At 60.7% G+C, this 25,690-nt stretch carries 16 protein-coding genes, 3 tRNA genes and 3 rRNA genes; 17 read left to right on the top strand and 5 right to left on the bottom strand.

Annotated elements, in window-relative coordinates; all coding sequences use genetic code 11:
- Positions 1–9: 9 nt before the first annotated feature.
- Genes grxC through F2P47_RS15640 form a run of 3 tightly spaced genes read left to right on the top strand, consistent with a single transcriptional unit; the run spans position 10 to position 1,558 of the window.
- A complete protein-coding gene (gene grxC / locus F2P47_RS15650) occupies positions 10–267 on the top strand; it encodes a glutaredoxin 3 (RefSeq protein WP_152217320.1) in 258 nt (85 codons plus the stop codon).
- A gap of 8 nt (positions 268–275) precedes the next feature.
- Positions 276–1,139, top strand: coding sequence for a carbon-nitrogen hydrolase family protein (locus F2P47_RS15645; protein WP_152217319.1), 864 nt, complete (start codon positions 276–278; stop codon positions 1,137–1,139).
- Positions 1,136–1,558, top strand: a complete 423-nt coding sequence (locus tag F2P47_RS15640) for a DUF1178 family protein (RefSeq protein WP_152217318.1) — start codon at positions 1,136–1,138, stop codon at positions 1,556–1,558. The genes F2P47_RS15645 and F2P47_RS15640 overlap by 4 nt, the downstream gene beginning before the upstream one ends.
- 34 nt (positions 1,559–1,592) lie before the next feature.
- Here F2P47_RS15640 and F2P47_RS15635 read toward each other — a convergent pair whose 3' ends face one another.
- The 3 genes from F2P47_RS15635 to ubiG all read right to left on the bottom strand — a co-directional run bounded on the left by F2P47_RS15635 (position 1,593) and on the right by ubiG (position 4,221).
- On the bottom strand, positions 1,593–2,990 hold the full coding sequence (locus F2P47_RS15635; RefSeq protein ID WP_152217317.1) for a D-arabinono-1,4-lactone oxidase: 1,398 nt from the start codon (positions 2,988–2,990) through the stop codon (positions 1,593–1,595).
- A 13-nt stretch (positions 2,991–3,003) separates the two neighbouring features.
- Complete coding sequence (locus F2P47_RS15630; protein ID WP_152217316.1) at positions 3,004–3,363, bottom strand: c-type cytochrome; 360 nt, start codon at positions 3,361–3,363, stop codon at positions 3,004–3,006.
- A 93-nt stretch (positions 3,364–3,456) separates the two neighbouring features.
- Positions 3,457–4,221, bottom strand: coding sequence for a bifunctional 2-polyprenyl-6-hydroxyphenol methylase/3-demethylubiquinol 3-O-methyltransferase UbiG (ubiG, locus tag F2P47_RS15625; RefSeq protein WP_152217315.1), 765 nt, complete (start codon positions 4,219–4,221; stop codon positions 3,457–3,459).
- 228 nt (positions 4,222–4,449) lie between these two features.
- Between ubiG and F2P47_RS15620 the strand changes: the two genes are divergently transcribed.
- The 7 genes from F2P47_RS15620 (at position 4,450) to F2P47_RS15590 (ending at position 13,907) form a co-directional block, all read left to right on the top strand.
- Entirely contained in the window at positions 4,450–5,703 is a 1,254-nt protein-coding gene (locus tag F2P47_RS15620; RefSeq protein ID WP_152217314.1) for an aspartate kinase, read from the top strand.
- Between the two features lie 123 nt (positions 5,704–5,826).
- Positions 5,827–8,097 (top strand): phosphoenolpyruvate--protein phosphotransferase, encoded by a 2,271-nt coding sequence (ptsP, locus tag F2P47_RS15615; protein ID WP_152217313.1) that lies wholly within the window; start codon positions 5,827–5,829, stop codon positions 8,095–8,097.
- 284 nt (positions 8,098–8,381) lie between these two features.
- Positions 8,382–9,557, top strand: a complete 1,176-nt coding sequence (locus tag F2P47_RS15610) for a helix-turn-helix domain-containing protein (protein ID WP_185681155.1) — start codon at positions 8,382–8,384, stop codon at positions 9,555–9,557.
- A gap of 120 nt (positions 9,558–9,677) precedes the next feature.
- Positions 9,678–10,823 carry a flavodoxin-dependent (E)-4-hydroxy-3-methylbut-2-enyl-diphosphate synthase gene (gene ispG, locus F2P47_RS15605; RefSeq protein WP_152217311.1) on the top strand — a complete coding sequence of 382 codons (1,146 nt, stop codon included), beginning with the start codon at positions 9,678–9,680 and terminating at the stop codon, positions 10,821–10,823.
- Between the two features lie 67 nt (positions 10,824–10,890).
- Positions 10,891–11,958 (top strand): peptide chain release factor 1, encoded by a 1,068-nt coding sequence (prfA, locus tag F2P47_RS15600; protein ID WP_152217310.1) that lies wholly within the window; start codon positions 10,891–10,893, stop codon positions 11,956–11,958.
- Positions 11,955–12,809, top strand: a complete 855-nt coding sequence (gene prmC, locus F2P47_RS15595) for a peptide chain release factor N(5)-glutamine methyltransferase (RefSeq protein ID WP_343032320.1) — start codon at positions 11,955–11,957, stop codon at positions 12,807–12,809. The genes prfA and prmC overlap by 4 nt, the downstream gene beginning before the upstream one ends.
- 396 nt (positions 12,810–13,205) lie before the next feature.
- On the top strand, positions 13,206–13,907 hold the full coding sequence (locus F2P47_RS15590) for a DUF4167 domain-containing protein (RefSeq protein ID WP_152217309.1): 702 nt from the start codon (positions 13,206–13,208) through the stop codon (positions 13,905–13,907).
- A gap of 60 nt (positions 13,908–13,967) precedes the next feature.
- On the opposite strand, the gene F2P47_RS15585 is transcribed toward F2P47_RS15590, so the two are convergent.
- Positions 13,968–14,732, bottom strand: a complete 765-nt coding sequence (locus tag F2P47_RS15585; RefSeq protein WP_152217308.1) for an MOSC domain-containing protein — start codon at positions 14,730–14,732, stop codon at positions 13,968–13,970.
- A 228-nt stretch (positions 14,733–14,960) separates the two neighbouring features.
- Between F2P47_RS15585 and clpB the strand changes: the two genes are divergently transcribed.
- A complete protein-coding gene (clpB, locus tag F2P47_RS15580; RefSeq protein WP_152217307.1) occupies positions 14,961–17,612 on the top strand; it encodes an ATP-dependent chaperone ClpB in 2,652 nt (883 codons plus the stop codon).
- Positions 17,613–17,669: 57 nt separating this feature from the next.
- Here the strand turns inward: clpB and F2P47_RS15575 are convergent, their stop codons facing one another.
- Positions 17,670–19,307 (bottom strand): peptidoglycan DD-metalloendopeptidase family protein, encoded by a 1,638-nt coding sequence (locus F2P47_RS15575; RefSeq protein ID WP_152217306.1) that lies wholly within the window; start codon positions 19,305–19,307, stop codon positions 17,670–17,672.
- 846 nt (positions 19,308–20,153) lie between these two features.
- Between F2P47_RS15575 and F2P47_RS15570 the strand changes: the two genes are divergently transcribed.
- The 6 genes from F2P47_RS15570 to F2P47_RS15545 all read left to right on the top strand — a co-directional run bounded on the left by F2P47_RS15570 (position 20,154) and on the right by F2P47_RS15545 (position 25,544).
- Positions 20,154–21,641: ribosomal RNA gene (locus tag F2P47_RS15570) — 16S ribosomal RNA — on the top strand.
- Positions 21,642–21,850: 209 nt separating this feature from the next.
- A tRNA-Ile gene (locus tag F2P47_RS15565) sits at positions 21,851–21,927 on the top strand.
- Between the two features lie 29 nt (positions 21,928–21,956).
- Positions 21,957–22,032, top strand: a tRNA-Ala gene (locus F2P47_RS15560).
- A gap of 364 nt (positions 22,033–22,396) precedes the next feature.
- Positions 22,397–25,136 (top strand): 23S ribosomal RNA (locus tag F2P47_RS15555).
- 101 nt (positions 25,137–25,237) lie between these two features.
- Positions 25,238–25,352: ribosomal RNA gene (gene rrf / locus F2P47_RS15550) — 5S ribosomal RNA — on the top strand.
- The 16S, 23S and 5S rRNA genes sit together here with 3 tRNA genes alongside, the layout of an rRNA operon.
- A 115-nt stretch (positions 25,353–25,467) precedes the next feature.
- Positions 25,468–25,544, top strand: a tRNA-Met gene (locus tag F2P47_RS15545).
- Positions 25,545–25,690 lie beyond the last annotated feature (146 nt).

Genomic DNA, 25,690 nt, shown 5'->3' with positions numbered 1-25,690 from the left:
GTGCCGCCCATGGCGGAAGTGACCATCTACACCACGATGACCTGTCCTTATTGCATGCGGGCCAAGGCCTTGCTTGGCAAGAAGGGTGTGAAGTTCCACGAGATCGACGTGAGCGGGAATGCCGCCAGGCGCGATGAAATGACGGCGCGCGCGGGTGGGCGCTATACCGTGCCGCAAATCTTCATCGGGGAAACCCATGTCGGCGGTTGTGACGATCTCTATGCGCTCGAAGGCGCAGGCAAGCTCGATCCGCTGCTCGCGGCCTGAAGAAAGCCATGACCGGTTCCCGCAATTCATCCTTCATCGCCGCCTGCGTGCAATTGCGCGCGGGGCGCGATGTCGCGGCGAATACGGAAGCCGCTGTGTCGCTCGTCGCCCGTGCGGCGGATGAGGGCGCGGCCTTCGTGCTGACGCCGGAAAACACCTCGATCATGGAGGCTGAGCGCGGTCTTCTCTTTGAGAAGACACGGGCCGAAGGCGACGATGCGGCGCTCGCCGCGCTTCGCGCCGTCGCCCGAGAAAAGAAAATCTGGCTCTCGATCGGTTCGCTGCCGATCAAGGTGGCGGAGGCGAAACTCGCCAACCGCTCATTCCTTGTTGCGCCGGATGGCTCCATCGCCGCGCGCTACGACAAGATCCATATGTTCGATGTCGATCTGGCGGGCGGCGAGTCCTATCGCGAGTCGCGTAATTTCGATGCGGGCACAGAGGCCGTGATCGCTGATCTGCCTTGGGGCCGGGTCGGGCTCACCATCTGTTACGATTTGCGCTTTCCCTATCTCTATCGCGCGCTTGCCCATGCGGGCGCACGCTTCCTCACCGTGCCTGCCGCCTTCACGCGGCAGACCGGCGAGGCGCATTGGCATGTTCTGCTGCGCGCTCGCGCCATCGAGACGGGCTCCTTCGTTTTTGCGGCCGCGCAAGGCGGGCGACATGAAAACGGCCGCGAGACCTTCGGCCATAGCCTCATCGCCGCACCGTGGGGCGAAGTGATTGCGGAGGCTGGCACCGAGCCCGGCATCGTCGTGGCCGAGATTGATCCGGCGAGGGTGGACGAGGCGCGGACGCGTGTACCGAGCCTTCTCCATGACAAGAGTTTCGATTTGCCGAAGACAAGCGCGGTGAAGGAGGCGTCATGATCCGCTACGCGCTTCTTTGCGAAAGGGAACACGAGTTTGACGGCTGGTTCCGCTCATCCTCCGTTTTCGACGAGCAGGTGAAGGCGGGCGAGGTGACGTGCCCTGTCTGCGGCAGCGTCAAGGTGCGTAAAGGCCTGATGGCGCCCAATGTAGCGGGCACGAAGAAGCGCGACGCAATAGACGCAACACAGGTTGCGCAGAAAATCGTCATGGCGATGACTGCGATCCGCAAACATGTAGAAGAGAATTGCGACTATGTGGGCGACAAGTTCGCCGAAACCGCGCGGCGTATCCATTATGGCGAAGAGGAGCAGCGCGGCATCTATGGCGAGACGACGCCGGACGAAGCCCGCGAGCTGATCGAGGAAGGCGTCGAGGTCGCGCCGCTTCCGGTCGTGCCGCCCAGACGGGCCAACTGAGGCGGGCGAACTGAGACGGGCGAACTGGGCCGCCTCAGGCGACGCCGAAGACCTTCTTCAAATAGGGATTGAGGAATTTCGACTGGGGGTCGAGGCTCGCCCGGACGTCGAGGAAATCCTTCCACTTCGGATAGAGCGTCGAGAAATCCGCCGCCGTCAGCGTGTTGAGCTTGCCCCAATGTGGGCGGCCGCCATGCTTGCGGTGGATTGGCTCGATGGCTGCGAAATAGGGATGGTAGTCCCACTCGTGGAACTGGTGGACGGCAATAGAGCAGCTTTTGCGTTCATAAAAGGGGCTCAACCAGATCTCGTCCGGCGCGGTGGTGCGGAACTCGATCGGGAAATAGACCTTGATGTTGTTCTTCTCGATCGTGTCGATGATCTCGCGCAACGCCGCCGGGCCCGCCTCGCGCGGCAGATGATATTCCATTTCGTTGAAACGCACGCCGCGCTCGGTCGCCAGCGTCTTGTGCGAGTAGTCGACGCGCTCTTCCGCAGCGCGGCCTGCAAGGGCCTTCTGGATCGCCCAGCGGCGCAGCGAGGGCGCCCAGCCGAGCCAGTCTTCCAACATCTTCAATTCGCGCAGGCCGTTATCGTCCTCGTTGACGGGCGTGGGCGTCTCCGGCTCGTCCGTTTCATTGTTCACGATGCCGAGCGCCATGCCGGAGTAGGGGATGTAATAGAATTCGAAGTTGCGGTTCTTCGCTTCGAGGTCCGGCACCTGCTCCAGCATTTCGTCGACGGGCGCGATCCATGTGCGGCGTTTCAGCTTGTAGAGCGGCTGAGCCTGGATGCGAATCTCGGTGATGATGCCGAGGGCACCTAGGGAAACGCGAGCGGCGTTGAAAATCTCGGGTCGTGTTTGGGCGTCGCAGTCGATCGTTTCGCCGGAGGCTGTGACGAGGCGCAGGCCCGTCACGAAGCTCGACAGTGAGCCGATCCCGACGCCGGTTCCATGCGTGCCGGTCGAGATGGCGCCAGCGAGCGACTGCTTGTTGATGTCGGGCAGGTTGGCGAGGGCGAGGCCACGCCGGGCAAGTTCGTCCGCCATGGCGGCAAGCCGCATGCCCGCGCGCACAGTCGCCTGATGCGTCGCAGGATCGTGATCGACGACGCCGGAAATGCGGTCGAGCGTCAGCAGTGTGCCTTGGGTGGGGACCAGGCCGGAAAAGGAGTGGCCGGCGCCGACGGCGCGGATGGGCGCTGCCGTCCTTTTCAGGAGTTCGGCAAGTTCGGCCTCGCTTGCAGGCGCAGCACGGACCGATGGCTCGCAAGACTGCCCGCCCGACCAGTTTCGCCAGGGAAGGGCTTTCCGCGCGGGAGGCACAACATCCGCGAAGGCGCTTTCGACTAGGGCGGGAATCGTGCCGGTCGCGGCCAGGGCGCTGGCGGCGGTGGCGAATTTCAGCAGTTGGCGGCGTGAAGCGTTCATGCGACGTGCTTTCTCAGTTTTCTTTGTCTTGTTTGGCTTGTGCCGAGGCCATGAACTTCATGAGCGTGAGCAGATCTTCCTCGGAGCACTCGATACACTGGCCGAGCGGTGGCATGCCCTTGAAGCCGTTGATGATGTGATCGGCCAGCACTGCGTCACCCTGCGCAAGGCGCGGCTTCCACGCCGCCAGGTCATGTGCAGATGGCGCGCCGGTTTCGGCATTTTCGTGGCAGGTCTGGCAGGTGCGGCTGTAGATACCGGCAAGCCGCTCGTCGAGTTTGACGGGCTTGGCCGCTTCCTCTTTTTTGCCGCAGCCGGAGAGCGCAAGGCCCATCAATGCCGCAATGGCTGCTGTTTTCCATGCGCGATGCATGCCTGTCGTTCCCCCATCGTGTTCTGTGAAGCACAATGGCGAGGCAGGGTTTTTCCGTCAAGATGCTAGCTATCGCTAGCTTTAATTCTTGCCTCAGCCTGCAGGCTTCACGGCGACGGCCATGTAATTGACGCCAGTGTCGCCCGAGAGCTTCCAGATGTCGCTGATCGGGTTGTAGCTGACGCCGCTCACTTCGCGGACCTCAAGGCCGGCCGCGACAAGGCCCTGCCGCATCTCGTCAGGCGTCACGAATTTCGACCATTCATGCGTGCCGCGCGGCAGCCAACCCAGCACATATTCAGCGCCGAGGACGGCAAGGCCGAATGCCTTCATCGTCCGGTTGAGCGTCGCCACGATCATGAGGCCGCCGGGCTTCAGCATGGCCGCGCAGGCCTTGAGGAAGGCGTCCCTGTCCGCCACATGCTCGATGACTTCCATGTTGAGGATGACGTCGAACCGCTCGCCGGCTTCGGCCAGCGCCTCGGCCGTGGTGCAGCGATAATCGATGTCGAGGCCCTGCTCGCCGGCATGGACGGAGGCCGTCGCGATATTCTTTTCGCCGGCATCCGCACCCAGAACTGTGGCGCCGAGCCGTCGCATGGGCTCGGAAAGGAGCCCGCCGCCGCAGCCGATATCGAGAAGCCGAAGGCCGGCAAAGGGGTGGAGCGCCTTCGTCTCTCGACCGAAATGCATACAAACGCGTTCGCGGATGAAGCCAAGCCGAATGGGATTGAATCTGTGCAGCGGACGGAACTTGCCCGCCGGGTCCCACCACTCGGCGGCGATGGCCGAAAAGCGGGCAATGTCGTCCGGATCGACGGTGCTGGGCCCTGCAGGGGCTTTGGCGGTGCTCGTCATCAGAAAGTTCCTTCGCAGGTGCGGCATTGCGCGGCGTCGATCTTCGCCCGGTCCCGGTTGCGAGGCCAGTGCCATCCGAGTATGTATGGGCTCAGGCCCGGTTCGGCATCAGGTCCATCCCAAACGCGACATGATATAGGGCGTCCGCATGGCTCGGGTCCAGCGGGGCGGCCGGAACGGGTGTGCGTAAGCTAGAGGTCCTCGGGCCGGAAGACAGGATTTTCAGGAATGGCCAGACTGGTCATGAAGTTCGGCGGCACATCGGTGGCCGACATCGCGCGGATCCGCAATGTCGCCCAGCATGTGAAGCGCGAGGTGGACGCAGGCCATGAGGTCGCGGTGGTCGTCTCCGCCATGTCCGGCACCACGAATCAGCTCGTCGCCTGGGCGCGCGAAACCGCGCCGCTCCACGACGCGCGTGAATATGACGCTATCGTCGCGACGGGCGAGCAGGTGACGGTGGGGTTGCTCGCGATCGAGTTGCAGCGCATCGGCATTCCGGCGCGTTCCTGGCTCGGCTGGCAGATACCCATCCGCACGGACAATGCGCATGGAGCGGCGCGTATTCAGGACATAAACGGGGACGAGCTGATCCGGCGCTTCGGCGAGGGCCAGGTTGCCGTCATCGCCGGGTTCCAGGGCCTTGGCCCCGATAATAGAATCACGACGCTCGGACGCGGCGGCTCGGATACGAGCGCGGTCGCGATCGCAGCGGCGATCAAGGCCGACCGCTGCGACATCTATACGGATGTCGATGGCGTCTATACGACGGACCCGCGCATCGTTGCGAAGGCCCGAAAGCTTGATAAAATCAGTTATGAGGAGATGCTGGAGATGGCGTCGCTCGGCGCCAAGGTTCTTCAGACCCGTTCCGTAGAGCTCGCCATGGTCTATCGAGTGCGACTTCAGGTCCGCTCGAGCTTCGATGCGCCCGATGCTCCCCAAGGAACCGGGGCTGGAGACATAGTCGGCACTCTCGTTTGCGACGAGGAAGAAATCGTGGAACAGCAAGTCGTCAGTGGCATCGCCTATTCGAAGGACGAAGCCAAGATTACGCTCGTCAAGGTCGAAGACAGGCCTGGCGTCGCCGCCAAGGTCTTCGGGCCACTTGCCGACAATTCGATCAATGTCGACATGATCATCCAGAATGTGTCCGACGACGGCAAGAGCACCGACATGACCTTCACGGTGCCGCAGGCCGAGCTTGCCCGCGCCGAGGACGTGATCCGCAAGGCGCAGGCCGAGATCGGCGCGAAGGAAATCAAGACCGACACCAATGTCGTCAAGGTTTCCATCATCGGCATCGGCATGCGCAGCCATGCGGGCGTCGCCAAGACGATGTTTCAGACGCTGGCCGCCAAGGGCATCAACATCCTTGCGATCACCACGTCGGAGATCAAGGTCAGCGTACTGATCGAAGCGGAGTATACCGAGCTTGCCGTGCGCGCCCTGCACACGGCCTATGGGCTCGACGGCGAATAACGGAGATCGCGTGAACCTTCAGCTCGCCATATCCGGCCGGATGGCCGCGAAGATGCAGACGGCACTCCGGCGCCGCCGCAGATTCGTGCGCCGTGCGAGCGGCAGCCAAAGGGACGCAAACTGATGGCGGGCTCCGTCGGTGGTCCCCGCGTCTTGCTCCGCAGGCTGCGCGAGGTCATGGCGGAGCCACAGGCGGCACAGAAGCGGCTTGACAAGATCGTCGTGCTGATCGCGGCCAACATGGTCGCGGAGGTGTGCTCCGTCTACCTGATGCGGCCCACGCGGGAGCTTGAACTCTTCGCGACCGAAGGTCTGAAGCCGAGCGCCGTTCACAAGACCCGCCTGAAGGTCGGCGAAGGCCTTGTCGGCGACATTGCCGCTCACGCAAGACCGCTCAATCTCGCGGACGCGCAATCACATCCGGGCTTCGCCTATCGTCCGGAGACGGGCGAAGAGGTCTACAAGTCGCTGATGGGTGTGCCGATCCTCAGGGCGGGCCGCGTCGTCGGCGTTCTGGTCGTCCAGAACCGCACCAAGCGCAATTATACCGAGGAAGAGGTCGAGGCGCTGCAGACGGTGGCCATGGTGCTTGCCGAAGTGGTGGCGGCGGGCGACCTTATCAATCTGCAGGAGCTCGACGAGCCGACGACGACGCGCCGTCGCCCGTTTCACGTCAAGGGCGGCTCCTTTGCTGAAGGCATCGCGCTCGGCCATGCGGTGCTGCATGAGCCGCGCGTCCATGTCACCAAGCTCATCGCCGAGGATGTCGATGTCGAATTGAACCGGCTGGAGCAGGCGGTTTACGAGCTTCGCGGCTCGATCGACGACATGCTCGAGACGGAAGACCTCAGCCATGCAGGCGAGCATCGCGAGGTGCTTCAGGCCTATCGCATGTTCGCGAATGATCGCGGTTGGCTGCAACGCATGAGCGAGGCCGTGCGCACGGGCCTCACGGCCGAAGCCGCCGTCGAGCGGGTGCAGAACGACACGCGGGCGCGTTTGCAGCGCGCCGCCGATCCCTATCTGCGCGAACGGCTTCATGATTTCGACGATCTGGCGAACCGGCTCCTGCGCCAGCTTACCGGTGTCAAGCTTTCGTCGGCGAGCGGCAATCTGCCGAACGACGCCATCGTCATTGCGCGCAACATGGGTCCGGCGGAACTGCTCGACTACGACAAAGAGCGGTTGCGCGGCCTCGTCTTCGAGGAAGGCGCGCAGAACGCGCATGTGACCATCGTCGCGCGGGCGCTGGGCATTGCGACAGTTGGCCGGGCAGAGGCCATTCTCGACCATATCGACCAGGGCGATGCGATCATCGTCGATGGCGATGCGGGCGAGGTCTATGTGCGCCCGTCGCAGGACATCATCGATTCCTACTCGGAAAAGGCGCGCTTTCGCGCGCGCAAGCAGGCACAGTACGAAGCGATCCGCCATGAGCCCGCAATCACCGTCGACGGAAAGAAGATCGATCTCTACGTCAATGCGGGCCTTCAGGTCGATTTGCGGCATCTGCATGAATCGGGCGCCGAGGGCATCGGGCTTTTCCGCACCGAGCTGCAGTTCATGGTCGCGTCGAAGCTGCCGAGCCTCAAGGACCAGATCGAGCTTTATTCCGCCGTGCTCGACGCTGCGGGCGACAAGCCGGCCGTTTTCCGCACGCTCGATATCGGCGGTGACAAGATGCTGCCATATATGGATATGGCGGCCTTCAAGGAAGAGAACCCGGCGCTGGGCTGGCGCGCGATCCGCATCGGTCTCGACCGTCCGGCGCTTCTGCGTCATCAGCTTCGCGCGCTGCTGACGGCGGCGGCGGGGCGCTCGCTTCGCGTCATGTTCCCGATGGTTGCCGAGGTCGCCGAATTCAAGCGGGCGCGGAGCCTCGTCGACAAGGAGCTGGCGAGGCTCGCCAAATTCGGCAGGCCGGCGCCCGCGAAGATCGAGATCGGGACGATGCTTGAGGTCCCGTCGCTCGTCTGGCAACTCGATACTCTGCTTCCGCTCGTCGATTTCGTCAGCGTTGGGAGCAACGATCTGCTTCAGTTCCTCTTTGCGGCGGATCGCGGCAATCCGCGCGTTGCCAATCGCTACGATCTCCTCAGCCCCGCCGTCCTCGGCTTTCTGAGGTCGATTGTCGTGAAATGCCGGGCGCAAGGGGTGCCGATAACGCTTTGTGGCGAAATGTCGGGAAAACCGCTGGAGGCGATGGCGCTGCTCGGTGTCGGTTTCCGGCGCGTTTCGATGTCGCCGGCGGCAATTGGCCCTGTCAAGATGATGACGCGGTCGCTCGATGTCGGCTCGCTGGAAAGCTACATGGAGGAGCTTTACGCGCTCCCGGTTTCATCGCTTCGCGAGCAACTCAACTCCTTCGCGAAAGATCATCGCGTCGTCGTTTGACGGAACGATGACGTCTGTTGCTGTGTTGTCTCCTTTTCGGGCGATTTACACGCCTTTGGCTCAATCGGCAGTTGCGATTGTTTGGCAGTTTTGATTTATTCTATGCATCCGGTGGGTGGCTGCGGGGGCGCCTATTCCGGTAAAAACTCGGCGCTCGCATCGACTTAGGGCAAATTCAGGCGGGGGCGCCTGCAGATGTCCAAAACTGGCACAGCAGGTCGATCAATTCGCCAGATGGTGACGCGCATATGGGGACGGCTAAGCTCGGGGAAGATCCCAAGGCCATGATCAATAGTTCGACGCCACCGGCTGACGAGAGGTCGGAGGTCCGTCGCAGGCTACATCTGCGCGACATCAGCAGCGATGCTCCTCTTCCAGTCGATACGGTTGGCGCCGAGTTGCGTGCCGCCCGCATGCGGCGCGGCGAAGACCTCCGCACCATTGCCGCTGCGCTCCGCATCCGCCGCGAACAGCTCGAGGCTCTTGAAGAGGGCCGCCACGACGATCTGCCGGGCCGTGCCTATGCCATCGGCTTTATCCGTTCCTATGCAGAATATCTGGGCCTCGACATTGGCCATGTGGTCGAGCGCTTCAAGTTCGAGATCGACCAGAGCGAAAATGCCATGGACGCCTTCACTTTTCCGAAGGTGACCGAGGAGACGAGGCTGCCGCGCGGGACTTTCCTGATCGTCGGGCTGGTTGTTGCGCTGGGTATTTATGGCGGCTGGCTGCTGACGCGGTCCGCCGACAAGATGATGGCGGAGCGCGTTCCGCCGGTGCCTGAGCGAATCGAGGAGCGGGCCGGTTCGACTGGCGCTCCGGACGAGCGCCCAGTGCTGAGCGGCGATCCGGCGTCCGCTGCGACGCGGCCCCAGGGCGCAAACAATTCGTCACAGCTTCTCGGTGTTTCCGCGCCCCAGCCGGACGCCGCCGTCGTCTATGCCGCGCCGCCCGCGCCGGTTGCTGCGCCTGCCGCTGCGAGCGCCGAAGCCGCAGCCGTCCAGACGCCTGCGCAGCAGATGGCCGCGCTTGAGCCGCAACCCGGCGCCGCTCCCGTGCCGTCGCAGGCCGACCTTGCTCCGGCGCTGCCTCCGGTTCCGGCCGGTCAGGCCTTTGGCGGTGAGAATATCGACGGGCGGGTGGTTGTCCGCGCTCGCAAGAACGACGCCTGGATCCGCGTCGAAGATGCGCAGGGGCATGTGCTGATTGAGCGGACGCTTTCGCTCGGTGACAGCTACCGCGTTCCGGCCAAGCCGGGCGTCATCCTCGTGGCGCGGGATGCCAGCGCGTTCGAAATTCTGGTCGATGGAGCCTCGCTCGGCCTCGCAGGCCCACCCACGCTGGTTCTGACGGGCAAGCCGCTCGATGCGGCGGCGCTTCTGGCCGGCAATCCGCAGCGCAGCGCAGCTGAGGCCCCGGTCGCTGGCGTTGCCCAGCAGGGTGCGCCAGCAGCCCGATAGAACGGGATTTCCGGCTCGCGCCCTATTTCTGCTATGAATGGGCCGCATAAGCCTCAAGCGACCGGCTTGCCGGACACAGCATTTTTGCCGGGCAGGCCCGGCTGGAACCTCGATCGACAGATGAGTATTCGTCCCTGGCGTGACATAACCCGCAGGAAGAGCCGGCAGATCCATGTGGGATCGGTGCCGGTGGGTGGCGACGCGCCCATCACTGTTCAGACGATGACGAACACGCTCACCTCGGATGCGAAGGCGACGATCGAGCAGATCCGCCGCATCGAGGAGGCGGGTGCGGATATCGTGCGCGTCTCCTGCCCGGACGAGGATTCGACGAAGGCGCTCAAGGAGATCGTGCGGGCGACAAATATCCCGATCGTTGCGGACATCCATTTTCACTACAAGCGCGCCATTGAGGCGGCGGAAGCGGGCGCTTCCTGCCTTCGCATCAATCCGGGCAATATCGGTTCGGCGGCGCGCGTGCGTGAGGTCGTGCAGGCGGCGAAGGATCACGGGCTTTCGATGCGTATCGGCGTCAATGCCGGTTCGCTGGAGCGCGACCTGCTGGAGAAATATGGCGAGCCCTGCCCGGAAGCGATGGTCGAGAGTGCGCTCGATCATGCGCGCATCCTGCAGGATCACGATTTTCACGAATTCAAGATCAGCGTGAAGGCCTCCGACGTCTTCCTGACCGTCGCGGCCTATCAGCAGCTTGCCGAGGCCATCGATTGCCCGCTCCATCTCGGCGTCACCGAGGCGGGCGGCCTCATGACCGGCACGATCAAATCCTCGATCGGCCTCGGCTCGATGCTCTGGGCGGGCATTGGCGACACGATCCGCGTTTCGCTCTCGGCTGATCCGGTCGAGGAGGTGAAGGTTGGCTTCGATATTCTGAAGTCGCTCAATCTGCGCCATCGCGGCGTGACGATCATTTCCTGCCCGTCTTGCGCGCGGCAGGGCTTCGACGTCATCGGTACCGTGAAACTGCTTGAAGAACGGCTCGCCCATATTCCGACGCCCATGACGCTTTCGGTCATCGGCTGCGTCGTCAACGGGCCGGGCGAGGCGGAGCAGACGGATATCGGCTTCACTGGCGGCGGCGCTGGCTCGGGCATGGTCTATCTCGCCGGCGTTACCGATCACAAGATCAGGAACGAGGAGATCGTCGATCACCTCGTGGGCCTCGTCGAAGAAAAGGCGAAGGAAATCGAGGCTGCGCGGGCGGCGGAAGAAGCTGCGAAAGAGCCGCGCGTTCTCGCCGGGGATTAGCCGGGCTTTCAGGAGGCGCGTAGGCGCATGAAAGCTGCTGGTTCCAATTTCCGATGAAGTCGAGACGATGATTCCCCAGGACAGATTGCACAAGCTGCTCGACCGCTTCGAAGCGGTTCAGTCCGAAATGAACGCGAATGTATCGCGCGAACGCTTCGTTGCGCTGTCGCGGGAATTTGCGGAACTGTCGCCGGTCGCCGCAGCGGTCAGGCAGTTGCAGGCTGCTGAAGCGGCGCGTGAGGAAGCGCGCGCGCTTCTCTCCGACAAGGAGATGGCCGAGATCGCGCGCGAGGAACTTGATCGGATCGATGCGGAGCTTCCGGCCCTCGAGAGGGAAATGCAGCTGATGCTGCTGCCCAAGGACGCGGCCGACGAGCGTAACGTCATTCTCGAGGTTCGCGCTGGCACCGGCGGCGACGAGGCGGCGCTTTTCGCGGGCGATCTTTTCCGCATGTATGAGCGCTACGCGCAGAAACAGGGCTGGAAGGTCGAGCTCATCAGCGCGTCTGAAGGCGAAGTCGGCGGTTACAAGGAAATCGTCGCGGAGATTTCCGGCAAGGGCGTCTTCGCGCGACTCAAATTCGAATCGGGCGTTCATCGCGTGCAGCGCGTTCCGGCGACGGAAGCGGGCGGACGCATCCATACCTCGGCGGCGACGGTCGCCGTTCTGCCCGAGCCCGAGGATGTAGACGTCGAGATCGAGGACAAGGATCTCCGCATCGACGTTTACCGCGCGAGCGGCGCGGGCGGGCAGCACGTCAACAAGACCGAAAGCGCGGTCCGCATCACCCATTTGCCGACCGGTATCGTCGTCGCGCAGCAGGACGAGAAGTCCCAGCACAAGAACAAGGCGCGCGCGATGCAGATTCTCCGCGCGCGAATCTACGAGGCGGAGCGCGAGCGCATCCACCGCGAGCGTGCTGCGGACCGCAAGGGACAGGTCGGTTCCGGCGATCGCTCGGAGCGTATCCGCACCTACAATTTTCCGCAGAGCCGGGTCACCGATCACCGTATCAATCTGACGCTGCACAAGCTCGACCAGGTGCTTGAAGGTGAAGCGCTAGACGAAATCATCTCGGCGCTCATTGCCGAGGATCAGGCGGAGCGGCTCGCCGCCCTCGGGGAAGAAGCGTGATCACCACCCGCGATCATGAGTACCGGATGCTCGCCTGGCGTTTCAAACAGGCGGGCATCGAAAATCCCGCGCTCGATGCGCGGCTTCTGGTGCAGGCGGCAGCGGGCTGCGACGAAATCGAAATGATCCGCGAGCCAGGCAAGCGGCTTGGCGAAACTGAACTGGAAGAGCTGCGGAAGTTCGAAGCGCGGCGCATGGCGCATGAGCCCGTTTCGCGCATTCTCGGCGCGCGCGAGTTCTGGGGACTCACTTTCGAGGTGACGCCGGAGACGCTCGACCCGCGCCCCGACAGCGAAACGCTGATCGAGACGGCGATCGCTCTTCTGCGCGATGTGGAGGCGCCACGGATTCTCGACATTGGCACGGGGACGGGTTGTCTTCTTATTGCGCTTCTGCACGAGCGCACCGACGCTGAAGGGTTGGGCGTCGATATTTCCGATGCGGCGCTCGATGTCGCTAACCGCAATGCCGCCGCGTTGGGATGCGGTGCCCGTGCGGCGTTTCGCCGCGCGAATTGGGCGCAAGGCATGGATGAACGATTCGATCTGGTGATTTCCAACCCGCCCTACATTCCCACGGCCATCATCGCGACGCTGGATGAAGAAGTGCAGGCCTTCGATCCGCGGCTGGCGCTCGATGGCGGCGCGGATGGTTATGACGCATATCGCGCTATCAGCGTGGAACTGCCGCGGCTTCTTGCGCCGGAAGGCCATGCCGTCGTCGAATTGGGCATCGGGCAGGAAGCCGATGTGGCGAAGATTTTTTCGGAGGCCGGGCTTGAGGTCCGCGACGCGGTGGCCGATCTTGCCGGCGTTCCGCGCGTCATCGTTGCGCGGTTGCCACGCCGTTGAAATCAGGATTCGCGGCTTGTAAAAAATGTTTGGAAAGCGTCTCTTTAGGGTCTAGGTTGCCTGCAGGGTATTGAGCCAAGGGACAGTTCACCTCGCTCTTCAAACCGCCGAATATGATGGTTTAAAGAGAGCTTGAGGTGACCCGAGGGCGGGCGCCGGCAAGCGATCCCAGCTTGGATCGCAGGCAAAGGCGCCAGGGGCCGGAACTTCTGAGCATCCGACATGACCAAACCGGCGGGGCCGGAGGGCGTTATTGGTGCTGAAGTCCGCCACGCAGATTGCGCATGCCGATAATGGGTCGGCGATCGTCCATTAGCCGCGCGTATTGCGCCCGGTGCGGACACAGCGGAAATGCTTTGAACTCTCAAGATGAACAGTAGGCGAGATAGTGACCATATGAGGCAGGGGCAGAACAACTCCAAGCGCTCGCGTGGGCGTGGACGCAAGCCGCAGAATTCGGGCAACCGCGCTTATGATAGCAATGGACCTGATGTGAAGATTCGCGGTACCGCCGCTCATGTTTGCGAGAAGTACCAGCAGCTTGCGCGTGATGCGATCTCGGCTGGCGACCGCGTCATGGCGGAAAATTACTATCAGCATGCTGAGCATTACTACCGGCTTCTGATGGCCTCGCAGGTCATGAATGAGGGGCAGCCCCGTCCGCAGCATAATCTGGGCTATCGCCCCGATGAGGATCAGGACGAGGAGGAGGAAGATTTCTCCCCCGAGCAGCCGCAGCCGCATTTCCCGAATCAGCCCTATCACCAGCAGCCGCAGCAGCACGGGCAGCGTCAGGGCCGCAGTGAGGGCAGGGGCGATGGTCGCGGCGAACGTCAGCAGAATCCGAATGCCGGCCAGCAGCCTCAAGGCGAGCCGGATGTCCAGCCGGAATCCGAGCAGCCGGTCATCGCCGATGGCGAAGCGCGCGGCGACGGATATGCGCAAGGCATTCCCGGAGGCGTGCCAGGCGCGGAAGCTCCGCGCCGCCGCCAGGGCCGCCGTCGTCGTCCGCGCCATGAGGCCGGTGGCGAACGTCAGGCCTCGGAAGGCGACGAGGGCTCTGCCCCGTCCAGCGTGGATGAGGCGCCCGCAGTCTGATAGGGCGTGATTTCGTGAAGAGGCGCGGGCGTTCCGGCGGGAACTCGCGCCTTTTCCATTTCAGACGAGTGCGACCGTGTTGCCGGGCCGAATCGTACCCGTATCGAGCACTTCCGCATAAAGGCCGAGATTCATGTGGCCGAGGTATCTTTGCAGCGTCACCGGAATTTCCATGTCGCGCGTGGCGGTCACGGGGTCGACATTGGTCGCAGCGCAGCGTTTGATCGGCATGAAGCCTTTCGCGCGAACCGCTCCAAGGCGAATTTCCTTACCGGCCCAGTCGTGATCCTCCCAAGGGGTCAGGCCCTCGACATATATGTTGCCACGAAAGCGTAAGGGGTCGACCGGCCGTCCTAGCAGCTTTTCGAGTTCGCGGACGCTGGCCAGATTGATGATCGAGACAACCCTGGCCGCTACATCCGAAATGGAAAAGCCGGGCGCGTGGACGATTCTCGGCGCCCCCCGGAGCTCCGCTTTCATGTAGTTCGCCATGAAACCTTCGATGGCCGCGCGGCCCTCCGCCGTCATGAGGTTGCCCTGCGCGACCTCACGGCCATCTTCCGAGAGCGTGAGCGTCGTCGTTCGCTCGTCGAATCGGGAGTGAAGCCGGGCAAGGCGCTCATTCTTCATCAGCATCAGAAATTTGATCTTGGGAAAATGCTTCGGCGCGGAGGCATCAAAATCCGTCGACCCGTTCTCGATGGCAAAAGCGCGGTCCCAGGCAATGGTTTCGCCGGGGGTGAGCGCCGCCTCTGTCATCGGCTCGGGCGAGAGCCCTTTGACGGGGTAGCGGTAGAGCCCCTTGATCCTTGCCGTGCCGACCATGTCTCTTGCTCCAAAACGCGCGGAAATCCGGGGGATACCCCTCTTGTGTGGCGGGGAGGTCACACCATATCTGCCTTGGAACGGTGCCTCCAGGAGGGCTGATCCAGCGCAATGCTCCCCTTAGGGAGAGTAAGCGATATTTAGAAAAAGGCGCTCGAAAGAGGTGCCGGGGCGCTCTCCTTTTTTGGAGGCGCAGGACCTCGCGGGACGTGCTTGAAAGGACGAGAGATGGATCTGGAAAAATATACGGACCGCAGCCGCGGTTTCCTCCAGTCGGCGCAGGGGCTCGCCACGCGCTCGGGACACCAGCGCTTTACCCCCGAGCATATTCTGAAAGTTTTGCTCGACGATGAGGAGGGGCTCGCCGCCGGTCTCATTCGTGCGGCGGGTGGCAAGCCCGAGCAGGCGCTTACCGGCGTCGAAACGGCGTTGAACAAGCTGCCCAAGGTCGAGGGCTCCGCTGCCGGCCAGCTTTATCTAGCGCCCGAGACGGCGCGAATTTTCGATCAGGCCGAAAAGCTTGCGAAGAAGGCGGGCGATTCCTACGTCACGGCCGAACGGCTGCTCCTCGCGCTGCTGCTCGAGCCGGGGACCGAATCAGAAAAAATCCTCAAGACGGCCGGCGTCACAGCGCAATCGCTCAACGAGGCGATCGAACGCGTGCGCAAGGGCCGCACGGCGGACACGGCTTCTGCCGAGGAGGGCTATGAGGCGCTGAAGAAATATACGCGCGACCTCACCGCCGAGGCGCGGTCGGGCAAGCTCGACCCGGTGATCGGGCGCGACGAAGAGATTCGCCGCACGATTCAGGTTCTGGCCCGGCGCACGAAGAACAATCCCGTGCTCATCGGTGAGCCCGGCGTCGGCAAGACCGCCATTGCCGAGGGGCTCGCGCTGCGCGTGGTCAATGGCGATGTGCCTGAAAGCCTCCGCAGCAAGCGGCTTTTGTCGCTCGATCTCGGAGCGCTGATCGCGGGCGCCAAATATCGCGGCGAATTCGAGGAGCGGTTGAAGGCCGTTCTGACCGAATTGGGGTCGAGCGAGGGCGGCGTCATCCTTTTCATCGACGAATTGCATACGCTCGTCGGCGCGGGAAAGACGGATGGCGCGATGGACGCGTCAAATCTGCTGAAGCCTGCTCTGGCACGCGGCGAACTTCACTGCGTGGGCGCGACGACGCTCGACGAATACCGCAAATATATCGAAAAGGACGCGGCGCTTGCCCGCCGCTTCCAGCCGATTTTCGTCGAAGAGCCGACGGTCGAGGATTCGATCTCGATTCTTCGCGGTCTCAAGGAGAAGTACGAGCTTCATCACGGCGTGAGAATCACCGATTCGGCGATCGTCGCGGCGGCAACGCTGTCGGACCGCTACATTTCCGACCGATTCCTGCCGGACAAGGCCATCGACTTGATGGACGAGGCTGCGAGCCGGCTTCGCATGCAGGTCGATTCGAAGCCGGAGGCGCTTGACGAGATCGACCGTCGGGTCATTCAGCTCAAGATCGAACGCGAGGCGTTGAAAAAGGAAAAAGACGAGGCCTCGAAAGACCGTCTGGAGAAGATCGAGGACGAGCTTGCGGATCTCGAAAAGAAATCCGCCGACCTCACGGCTTCCTGGCAGGCGGAGAAGTCGAAGCTCGCGGGTGCGCAGAAGCTCAAGGAAGAACTCGACGGTGCGCGCAATGAACTCGTGCAGGCGCAGCGCGCGGGCAAGCTTGAGCGGGCGTCGGAACTTGCCTATGGCGTCATCCCCGAGCTTGAAAAGAAGCTCGCGGAAATGGAAAAGCGCGCGGGCGCAGCCGGTACTCTGGTCGAGGAGGCTGTGACCGAAGCCCATATTGCGCAGGTCGTCTCGCGCTGGACCGGGATTCCGGTCGACAAGATGCTCGAGGGTGAGCGCGAGAAGCTCTTGCAGATGGAATCGGCGCTCGGTCAGCGCGTTATCGGTCAGTCGGAAGCGGTTTCCGCCGTTGCGCGGGCCGTGCGTCGCGCGCGCGCCGGATTGCAGGATCCGAATCGGCCGATCGGTTCCTTCCTCTTCCTTGGGCCGACGGGCGTCGGCAAGACGGAGCTCACCAAGGCGCTTGCCGATTTCCTTTTCGACGATGATCAGGCGATCTGCCGACTCGACATGTCTGAATATATGGAAAAGCACTCGGTCTCGCGTCTGATCGGCGCTCCACCGGGCTATGTCGGCTATGAGGAGGGCGGCGCGCTCACGGAAGCGGTTCGCCGCAGGCCCTATCAGGTCGTGCTTTTCGACGAGATCGAGAAGGCGCATCCGGATGTCTTCAACGTCCTGCTTCAGGTGCTCGACGATGGGCGACTGACGGACGGGCAGGGCCGCACGGTCGATTTCAAGAACGTGCTCATCATCATGACCTCCAATCTCGGCGCGGAATATCTCGCCGAAGGCGGTGCGGTGGAGGACGTTCGCGAGCAGGTGATGGATGTCGTGCGGTCACGGTTCCGCCCGGAATTTCTCAACCGCCTCGATGAAATCCTGCTCTTCCATCGCCTGACGCGCGAGCAGATGGACTTGATCGTCGATATTCAGATGAAGCGTCTTCAGAAGCTTCTGGCGGACCGAAAGATCGCGATCCATCTCGACGAAAGCGCCAGAACCTGGCTTGCGGATGAGGGCTATGACCCCGTCTATGGTGCGCGGCCGCTGAAGCGCGTCATCCAGCGCAATGTGCAGGATCCGCTCGCGGAGCTTCTGCTCGAAGGTCGGATCAAGGATGGCGAGACGGTAACGGTTTCGGGCAGCGCCGAGGGTATCGTGATCAATGGCCACGACACTGTGGATGGCCATGTTGCCGGGGACGACGCCTCCGGGATGCACGGTTCACTGATGCCTTGCAGTTGCGACAAATGAAAAGGGGCCGGTTTCCCGGCCCCTTTTTCGATCTCCATCCCGAACTCTGTAGCTCTGTCAATTCGCCTTCGGTGTCTCGGACGCCTGCGCGACCCTTGTCATCAGCGGCGTCTCGGCCATCTGGCTGCCGACATTGGCCCGCGTCGCCTTGAAGGCCGCAAGCTGCTTGCCGCCGAGCTTCTCGCCCGTCGCCATCTTGACACCGAGCGGGTTCACTTTCTTGCCGGCGATGTGGATTTCATAGTGGAGATGCGGGCCCGTAGAGCGGCCGGTCGATCCGACATAGCCGATGACCTGACCCTGGTGGACACGTATGCCGGGGTGGATGCCCTTGGCGAAAGCGCTCATGTGGCCGTAGGCCGTTTCGTATCTGTTGGCGTGGCTGAGTTCGACGAAATTGCCGTAGCCATTGACCCAGCCGGCGATCTTTACGACGCCGTCGCCTGCGGCATAGATCGGCGTGCCTTTCGGCGCTGCGAAGTCGACGCCCTCATGGAACTTGGTGAAGCCGAGGATCGGATGCTTGCGCATGCCGAAGCCCGAGCTAATGCGGGCGCCATCGACAGGCGTCTTCATCAGGAACTTCTTCATGCTGTTGCCGTTTTCGTCGTAATAGTCCCAGTCGCCATCGGCGGTCTTGAAACGCCAGAGACGATAGGGCTTTCCGTCAACGGTCAGCGAGGCATAGGCGATCTGGCCTTCCTTTACCGGAATGCCGTCTTCGTCATATTTCCGGTCAAAGAAGACCTCGAAGGTGTCGCCGGGATGAATTTCGCGCTGGAAGTCGACGCTGTAGGAGAACATGCGGATCATTTCGAGGATGATCGGCGCCGGAATGCCGGCCTGCTGCGCGTCGAGGAAGAGGCTTGAATTGATTGCGCCCTTAGCGTGGGCGAAGCCGCTCTTCAGTTCTTTCTGGAATTCCTGGGTCCGGTAGCTGCCATCCTCGGCTCGGTTCACCTGAATGGCGCGTTCGATATCGGGCTGAAGGGAGATCGAGGTGAGAAGCTTGGCGGGTTCGTCTTTCTCGGCGGTCGGATTGGTCAGGAAGGTAAGTGATACTTCCTGTCCCGCTCGCATTTTCGACGGGCTGAAGTGCGGCTTCATCGCAGCTATGGCGTGATAGGCGTCGACGCGATCGGCGCCCGCGTCGGTCAGCACCTGCATCAGCGTCTCGCCGTCATTGATGGCGACCTTGGTCTGGATTTCCTTCGGCTCGGCCGGCGCGACGGGTGCAGCAAGCTCGGTGTGGGCCGATGAGGTGGCGATCCCGGCCGTCTCGGCCGCCGTGGGTTCGTTTGACGCGGTTTGAGCGGGGGCCTCTTCCGTGGGTGCCTCCGCACCCAAAGTGACCCGCTCGACCGGACCGTCGGCGTCAAGGGCAACGATCTGCGGCGCCTGATCGGCAGTTAGGGCCGCTGTTTCAACGTCTGAATAGGGGGCGACGAGGGCCGAGACGCCCGCGCCAAGCAGCGCAAAGGAGAGCGCGCCCGCGAGACCGGTAGCCGCAAGCCAGCGGTGCTGGCCGAGGCTCTGGCCCAGAACCAGGCGGCTAACCGACAAATAGAGCTTCATGGAACGCTGGAGAGACCGACGGAATCGGGCCACCGGCGCGAACGTCTCACCGCCGGCATCCGCCTCGGAGCCGCCCTTATCCATGCCGAATTCGTCGGAATTCTTCCCCGTGTCGTACAAGTAGATATCCCCTGGTCGTCCAGAGCGGACCCCGCGTCCGCTTCCGCCCCGCTGCCGAGCACCCCCGCGAGCGCCCGGTAACGAACTGTAATCTGCCGTGATCAAACGATGCGTTCTCGGGCCACCCCTGTCAACGCGCGTTATGTCTTTCAGCAGCGTTATCTTCCCATTTTGGCTCAGCTATATGACGGGTACGCGAAAGCTGTCCCATAACGCCCCTTAAGGGACGTCGGTGAACGTCGCCCGAAGCGTGATAGAGCATGATCCGGGCCGGAATCACGTCGCGAGAAGTGCTTGTCGCTCAACACAAATTGGTCCGAGAGAGTCAAGCGTAAAGAGCGTGAATTTTTTTGGAAATTGACGCAAAAAAGGGTTTGACGGGGCAAGGCTACCCCCCTATAAACCGCCTCACCGAACGAGACCACGGCGCAACGCAAACGCGGCGCGCTACCGACGGTAAGAGCTTCTGAAAAGCTTGCTTGACAGTTGCTCTTGTGGTCTAGTAGACGATCCAACGATGGGTGACGGCACGCCCCGACTTCTCCGGAAGCGGTGGCATGGCTGTCCTTCGGGTCGGTTACGACCCTCGGTTTCGAGGCGCGAAAGTGCTGAGAAGCTTAGGTGCTCTTTGACATTGTGGTTAGAGAAAGAGAAACGTGGACGGCGGTGTCCTGGCGAGCTCGCCCAGCCTTAAAACTGGGATCTGCGAGCAAACCAAATACCGACTGTCTGACGTTTCAAAACACACTACCCCGTTACCCGGCCGCAAGGTCGGCAATAACGAGAGTATGTGTCTTGCGTCGCGTCTCGCGATTTTCCTCGCGAGATTGATAAGTCGGATCAACTCAACTTGAGAGTTTGATCCTGGCTCAGAACGAACGCTGGCGGCAGGCTTAATACATGCAAGTCGAACGGTTGTAGCAATACAGCAGTGGCAGACGGGTGAGTAACACGTGGGAACCTACCTAGGGGTACGGAATAACTCAGGGAAACTTGTGCTAATACCGTATACGACCTTCGGGTGAAAGATTTATCGCCCCTAGATGGGCCCGCGTTGGATTAGCTAGTTGGTGAGGTAAAAGCTCACCAAGGCGACGATCCATAGCTGGTCTGAGAGGATGATCAGCCACACTGGGACTGAGACACGGCCCAGACTCCTACGGGAGGCAGCAGTAGGGAATCTTGGACAATGGGCGAAAGCCTGATCCAGCCATGCCGCGTGAGTGATGAAGGCCTTAGGGTTGTAAAGCTCTTTCGCCAGGGAAGATAATGACGGTACCTGGATAAGAAGCCCCGGCTAACTTCGTGCCAGCAGCCGCGGTAATACGAAGGGGGCTAGCGTTGTTCGGAATTACTGGGCGTAAAGCGCACGTAGGCGGTTTTCCAAGTTGGAGGTGAAATCCCTGGGCTCAACCCGGGAACTGCCTCCAAAACTGGATCACTCGAGTCCGAGAGAGGTGAGTGGAATTTCCAGTGTAGAGGTGAAATTCGTAGATATTGGAAAGAACACCAGTGGCGAAGGCGGCTCACTGGCTCGGTACTGACGCTGAGGTGCGACAGCGTGGGGAGCAAACAGGATTAGATACCCTGGTAGTCCACGCCGTAAACGATGGGTGCTAGTTGTCAGGCAGCTTGCTGTTTGGTGACGCAGCTAACGCATTAAGCACCCCGCCTGGGGAGTACGGTCGCAAGATTAAAACTCAAAGGAATTGACGGGGGCCCGCACAAGCGGTGGAGCATGTGGTTTAATTCGACGCAACGCGCAGAACCTTACCAACCCTTGACATCCCGGTCGCGGTTACCAGAGATGGTTTCCTTCAGTTCGGCTGGACCGGAGACAGGTGTTGCATGGCTGTCGTCAGCTCGTGTCGTGAGATGTTGGGTTAAGTCCCGCAACGAGCGCAACCCTCGCCTTTAGTTGCCATCATTAAGTTGGGCACTCTAGAGGGACTGCCGGTGATAAGCCGGAGGAAGGTGGGGATGACGTCAAGTCCTCATGGCCCTTACGGGTTGGGCTACACACGTGCTACAATGGCGGCGACAATGGGCAGCGAAGGGGTGACCCGGTGCAAATCCCAAAAAGCCGTCTCAGTTCGGATTGTTCTCTGCAACTCGAGAGCATGAAGGTGGAATCGCTAGTAATCGCGTAACAGCATGACGCGGTGAATACGTTCCCGGGCCTTGTACACACCGCCCGTCACACCATGGGAGTTGGTTTTACCCGAAGCTGGTGCGCTAACCGCAAGGAGGCAGCCAACCACGGTAAGGTCAGCGACTGGGGTGAAGTCGTAACAAGGTAGCCCTAGGGGAACCTGGGGCTGGATCACCTCCTTTCTAAGGAAGATCCTTCAAGAGCTTGCTCTTATCGGATCCTCAATAGACATGATGCTGGTGAGAAAGGTAGTCAGCCTTTCCGCGCAGTATCTCTAAAGACAGAGCGGGATGCCGCCGTCTTCGTTTCTCTTTCTCTTTGAACCTGGTTGTTCGCTGGCAATATGGCCTGCGATCCGACCGGGTTTTTGGACGAGCGCACGCTTATAGCGGGGCCTGTAGCTCAGGTGGTTAGAGCGCACGCCTGATAAGCGTGAGGTCGGTAGTTCGAGTCTACCCAGGCCCACCAAGCTTTCAGGCTAGCTCGAATGCCTTATCGGGGCCGTAGCTCAGTTGGGAGAGCGCTAGCTTTGCAAGCTTGAGGTCGTCGGTTCGATCCCGTCCGGCTCCACCAAGGCGCTTTTGACAGTGCTGGCGGATGCCGTGAGCGAGATTGCTCGTCCAGAACAGATTTGGTTCGTACACTAAGTGTATGGGCCCAGTTCATTTACATCGTGAAGAAGGGATTTACCCGATGCTGGCGTAGCCGGCTGATGGGTTTGATGGCGTCACCCTGGACGGGGTTTCTCTGGAGAACCATCAGCTTCGCCAGTTCGCAGGAGCGCCTCATGCACATGAGGTCCTGCGGCGAGACCAACCCACACTAACTAAAGGGTCTCGTGGACGGGTAAATCGAATGATTATCTGGTCTTTTCGTTGTCATCAAAACATGACCGGGTGTCTTCGGACATCTGGGAATGAGCAGTGATAATGAGAGTAATCAAGCGTCTTAAGGGTATCTGGTGGATGCCTTGGCGCGCAGAGGCGATGAAGGACGTGGCACGCTGCGATAAGCCGCGGGGAGCTGTGAGCAAGCTTTGATCCGTGGATTTCCGAATGGGGCAACCCACCCGCAAGGGTATCGTTAACTGAATACATAGGTTAACGAAGCGAACCCGGGGAACTGAAACATCTCAGTACCCGGAGGAAAGGACATCAACCGAGACTCCGTTAGTAGTGGCGAGCGAACGCGGACTAGGCCAATGCCTCAATTCTTCTAACTGGAACTGTCTGGAAAGTCAGGCCTTAGCGGGTGATAGCCCCGTACAGGTGTTGAAGGATTGGGGATACGAGTAGGGCGGGACACGTGAAATCCTGTCTGAACATGGGGGGACCACCCTCCAAGCCTAAGTACTCCTGCGCGACCGATAGTGCACAAGTACCGTGAGGGAAAGGTGAAAAGCACCCCGACTAGGGGAGTGAAACAGTTCCTGAAACCGGATACCTACAAACAGCTAGAGCCCGCAAGGGTGATAGCGTACCTTTTGTATAATGGGTCAGCGACTTAATCTGGCGAGCAAGCTTAAACCGATAGGTGTAGGCGCAGCGAAAGCGAGTCTGAATAGGGCATTCAGTTCGTCGGATTAGACCCGAAACCACGTGATCTAGCCATGAGCAGGCTGAAGGTGAGGTAACACTTACTGGAGGGCCGAACCCACGTCTGTTGAAAAAGCCGGGGATGACTTGTGGCTAGGGGTGAAAGGCCAATCAAACGTGGAAATAGCTGGTTCTCCGCGAAATCTATTTAGGTAGAGCGTCGAGTGAATACTCCAGGGGGTAGAGCACTGGATGGGCTAGGGGTCCTTACCGGATTACCAAACCTAACCAAACTCCGAATACCTGGAAGTACTGCTCGGCAGACACACTATGGGTGCTAACGTCCGTGGTGGAGAGGGAAAAAACCCTGACCGCCAGCTAAGGTCCCAAAGTTATGGCTAAGTGGGAAAGGATGTGGAGACCCCAAAACAACCAGGATGTTGGCTTAGAAGCAGCCATCATTTAAAGAAAGCGTAACAGCTCACTGGTCTAAATAAGGGTCTCTGCGCCGAAAATGTACCGGGGCTAAAGCCATACACCGAAGCTGCGGGTGCATCGTAAGATGCGCGGTAGCGGAGCGTTCCGTAAGCCCGTGAAGGTGGACCCGTGAGGGCCGCTGGAGGTATCGGAAGTGAGAATGCTGACATGAGTAACGACAAACAGTGTGAGAGACACTGTCGCCGAAAGTCCAAGGGTTCCTACGTAAAGTTAATCTGCGTAGGGTTAGCCGGCCCCTAAGGCGAGGGCGAAAGCCGTAGTCGATGGGAACCACGTTAATATTCGTGGGCCAGTGGGTGGTGACGAACGCCGAAAGCAGTGAGGACTTATTGGATTGTTCTTGCTGCCTGGGAGTTCCAGGAAATAGCCCCCACATGAGACCGTACCCTAAACCGACACAGGTGGACTGGTAGAGTATACCAAGGCGCTTGAGAGAACGATGCTGAAGGAACTCGGCAAATTGCCTCCGTAACTTCGGAAGAAGGAGGCCCGGTTAGTGGGCAACCATTGGCCGGGGGCACAAACCAGGGGGTAGCGACTGTTTACTAAAAACACAGGGCTCTGCGAAGCCGCAAGGCGACGTATAGGGTCTGACGCCTGCCCGGTGCTGGAAGGTTAAGAGGAGAGGTGCAAGCTTTGAATCGAAGCCCCAGTAAACGGCGGCCGTAACTATAACGGTCCTAAGGTAGCGAAATTCCTTGTCGGGTAAGTTCCGACCTGCACGAATGGCGTAACGACTTCCCCGCTGTCTCCAGCATCGACTCAGTGAAATTGAATTCCCCGTGAAGATGCGGGGTTCCTGCGGTCAGACGGAAAGACCCCGTGCACCTTTACTATAGCTTTGCAGTGGCGTTAGTGACGGCATGTGTAGAATAGGTGGTAGGCTTTGAAGCATGGGCGCCAGCTCGTGTGGAGCCGCAATGTGAAATACCACCCTTACTTTTACTGGCGTCTAACCGCGGTCCGTTATCCGGATCCGGGACCCTGCATGGTGGGTAGTTTGACTGGGGCGGTCGCCTCCCAAAGAGTAACGGAGGCGCGCGATGGTAGGCTCAAGCTGGTCGGAAATCAGCTGTTGAGTGCAATGGCATAAGCCTGCCTGACTGCGAGACGTACATGTCGAGCAGAGACGAAAGTCGGTCATAGTGATCCGGTGGTTCCACGTGGACGGGCCATCGCTCAACGGATAAAAGGTACGCCGGGGATAACAGGCTGATCTCCCCCAAGAGTCCATATCGACGGGGAGGTTTGGCACCTCGATGTCGGCTCATCACATCCTGGGGCTGGAGCAGGTCCCAAGGGTTCGGCTGTTCGCCGATTAAAGTGGTACGTGAGCTGGGTTTAGAACGTCGTGAGACAGTTCGGTCCCTATCTGCCGTGGGTGTAGGAAAATTGAGAGGATTTGTCCCTAGTACGAGAGGACCGGGATGAACGTACCTCTGGTGGATCGGTTGTCGCGCCAGCGGCACAGCCGAGTAGCTATGTACGGTCGGGATAAACGCTGAAAGCATCTAAGCGTGAAACCCACCTCAAAACTAGTTTTCCCTTGAGAGCCGTGGAAGACGACCACGTTGATAGGCCGGGTGTGGAAGGGCAGTAATGCCTGCAGCTTACCGGTACTAATCGCTCGATTGGCTTGATTACTCTCATTTATCTCTGCTTATTCCTTAGGAGTGACAGCGATGATGATGAAGAAGACCAAAGACAGATAATCATTCGTATCCTGAATATGTGCATTTTGCCGGCCTGGTGGTTATTGCGAGGGGCCTGCACCCGATCCCATCTCGAACTCGGCCGTTAAACCCCTCTGCGCCAATGGTACTATGTCTTAAGGCATGGAAGAGTAGGTCGCTGCCAGGCCTGCCAAGTGCACAACATTCGGATCCCTTCTTTACGACGAGCCGTTCCGCGGTCAGCCCACACATCAATCGAGCTTTGTGTCCGGCTCTCGCGTGCCGGCTCGAAATCTATTTGACGCGGGGTGGAGCAGCCCGGTAGCTCGTCAGGCTCATAACCTGAAGGTCGCAGGTTCAAATCCTGCCCCCGCAACCAAATTCAACAAAAACACCGCAGCCTCAAACGCTGCGGTGTTTTTGTTTGTGCGGCAGCTTTCGTCTTTCGGTAAGCGATGTTTCGTTCACACCTTGACTGGATAATTCCAAGGGAGCAGATCTTTGATCTGGCTTTGCTTGTGTCCG

Origin of the sequence: Parvibaculum sedimenti (genome assembly GCF_009184905.1) — a bacterium.
Lineage (GTDB): Bacteria > Pseudomonadota > Alphaproteobacteria > Parvibaculales > Parvibaculaceae > Parvibaculum > Parvibaculum sedimenti.
This window is presented reverse-complemented; position numbering and strand designations above follow the sequence as displayed.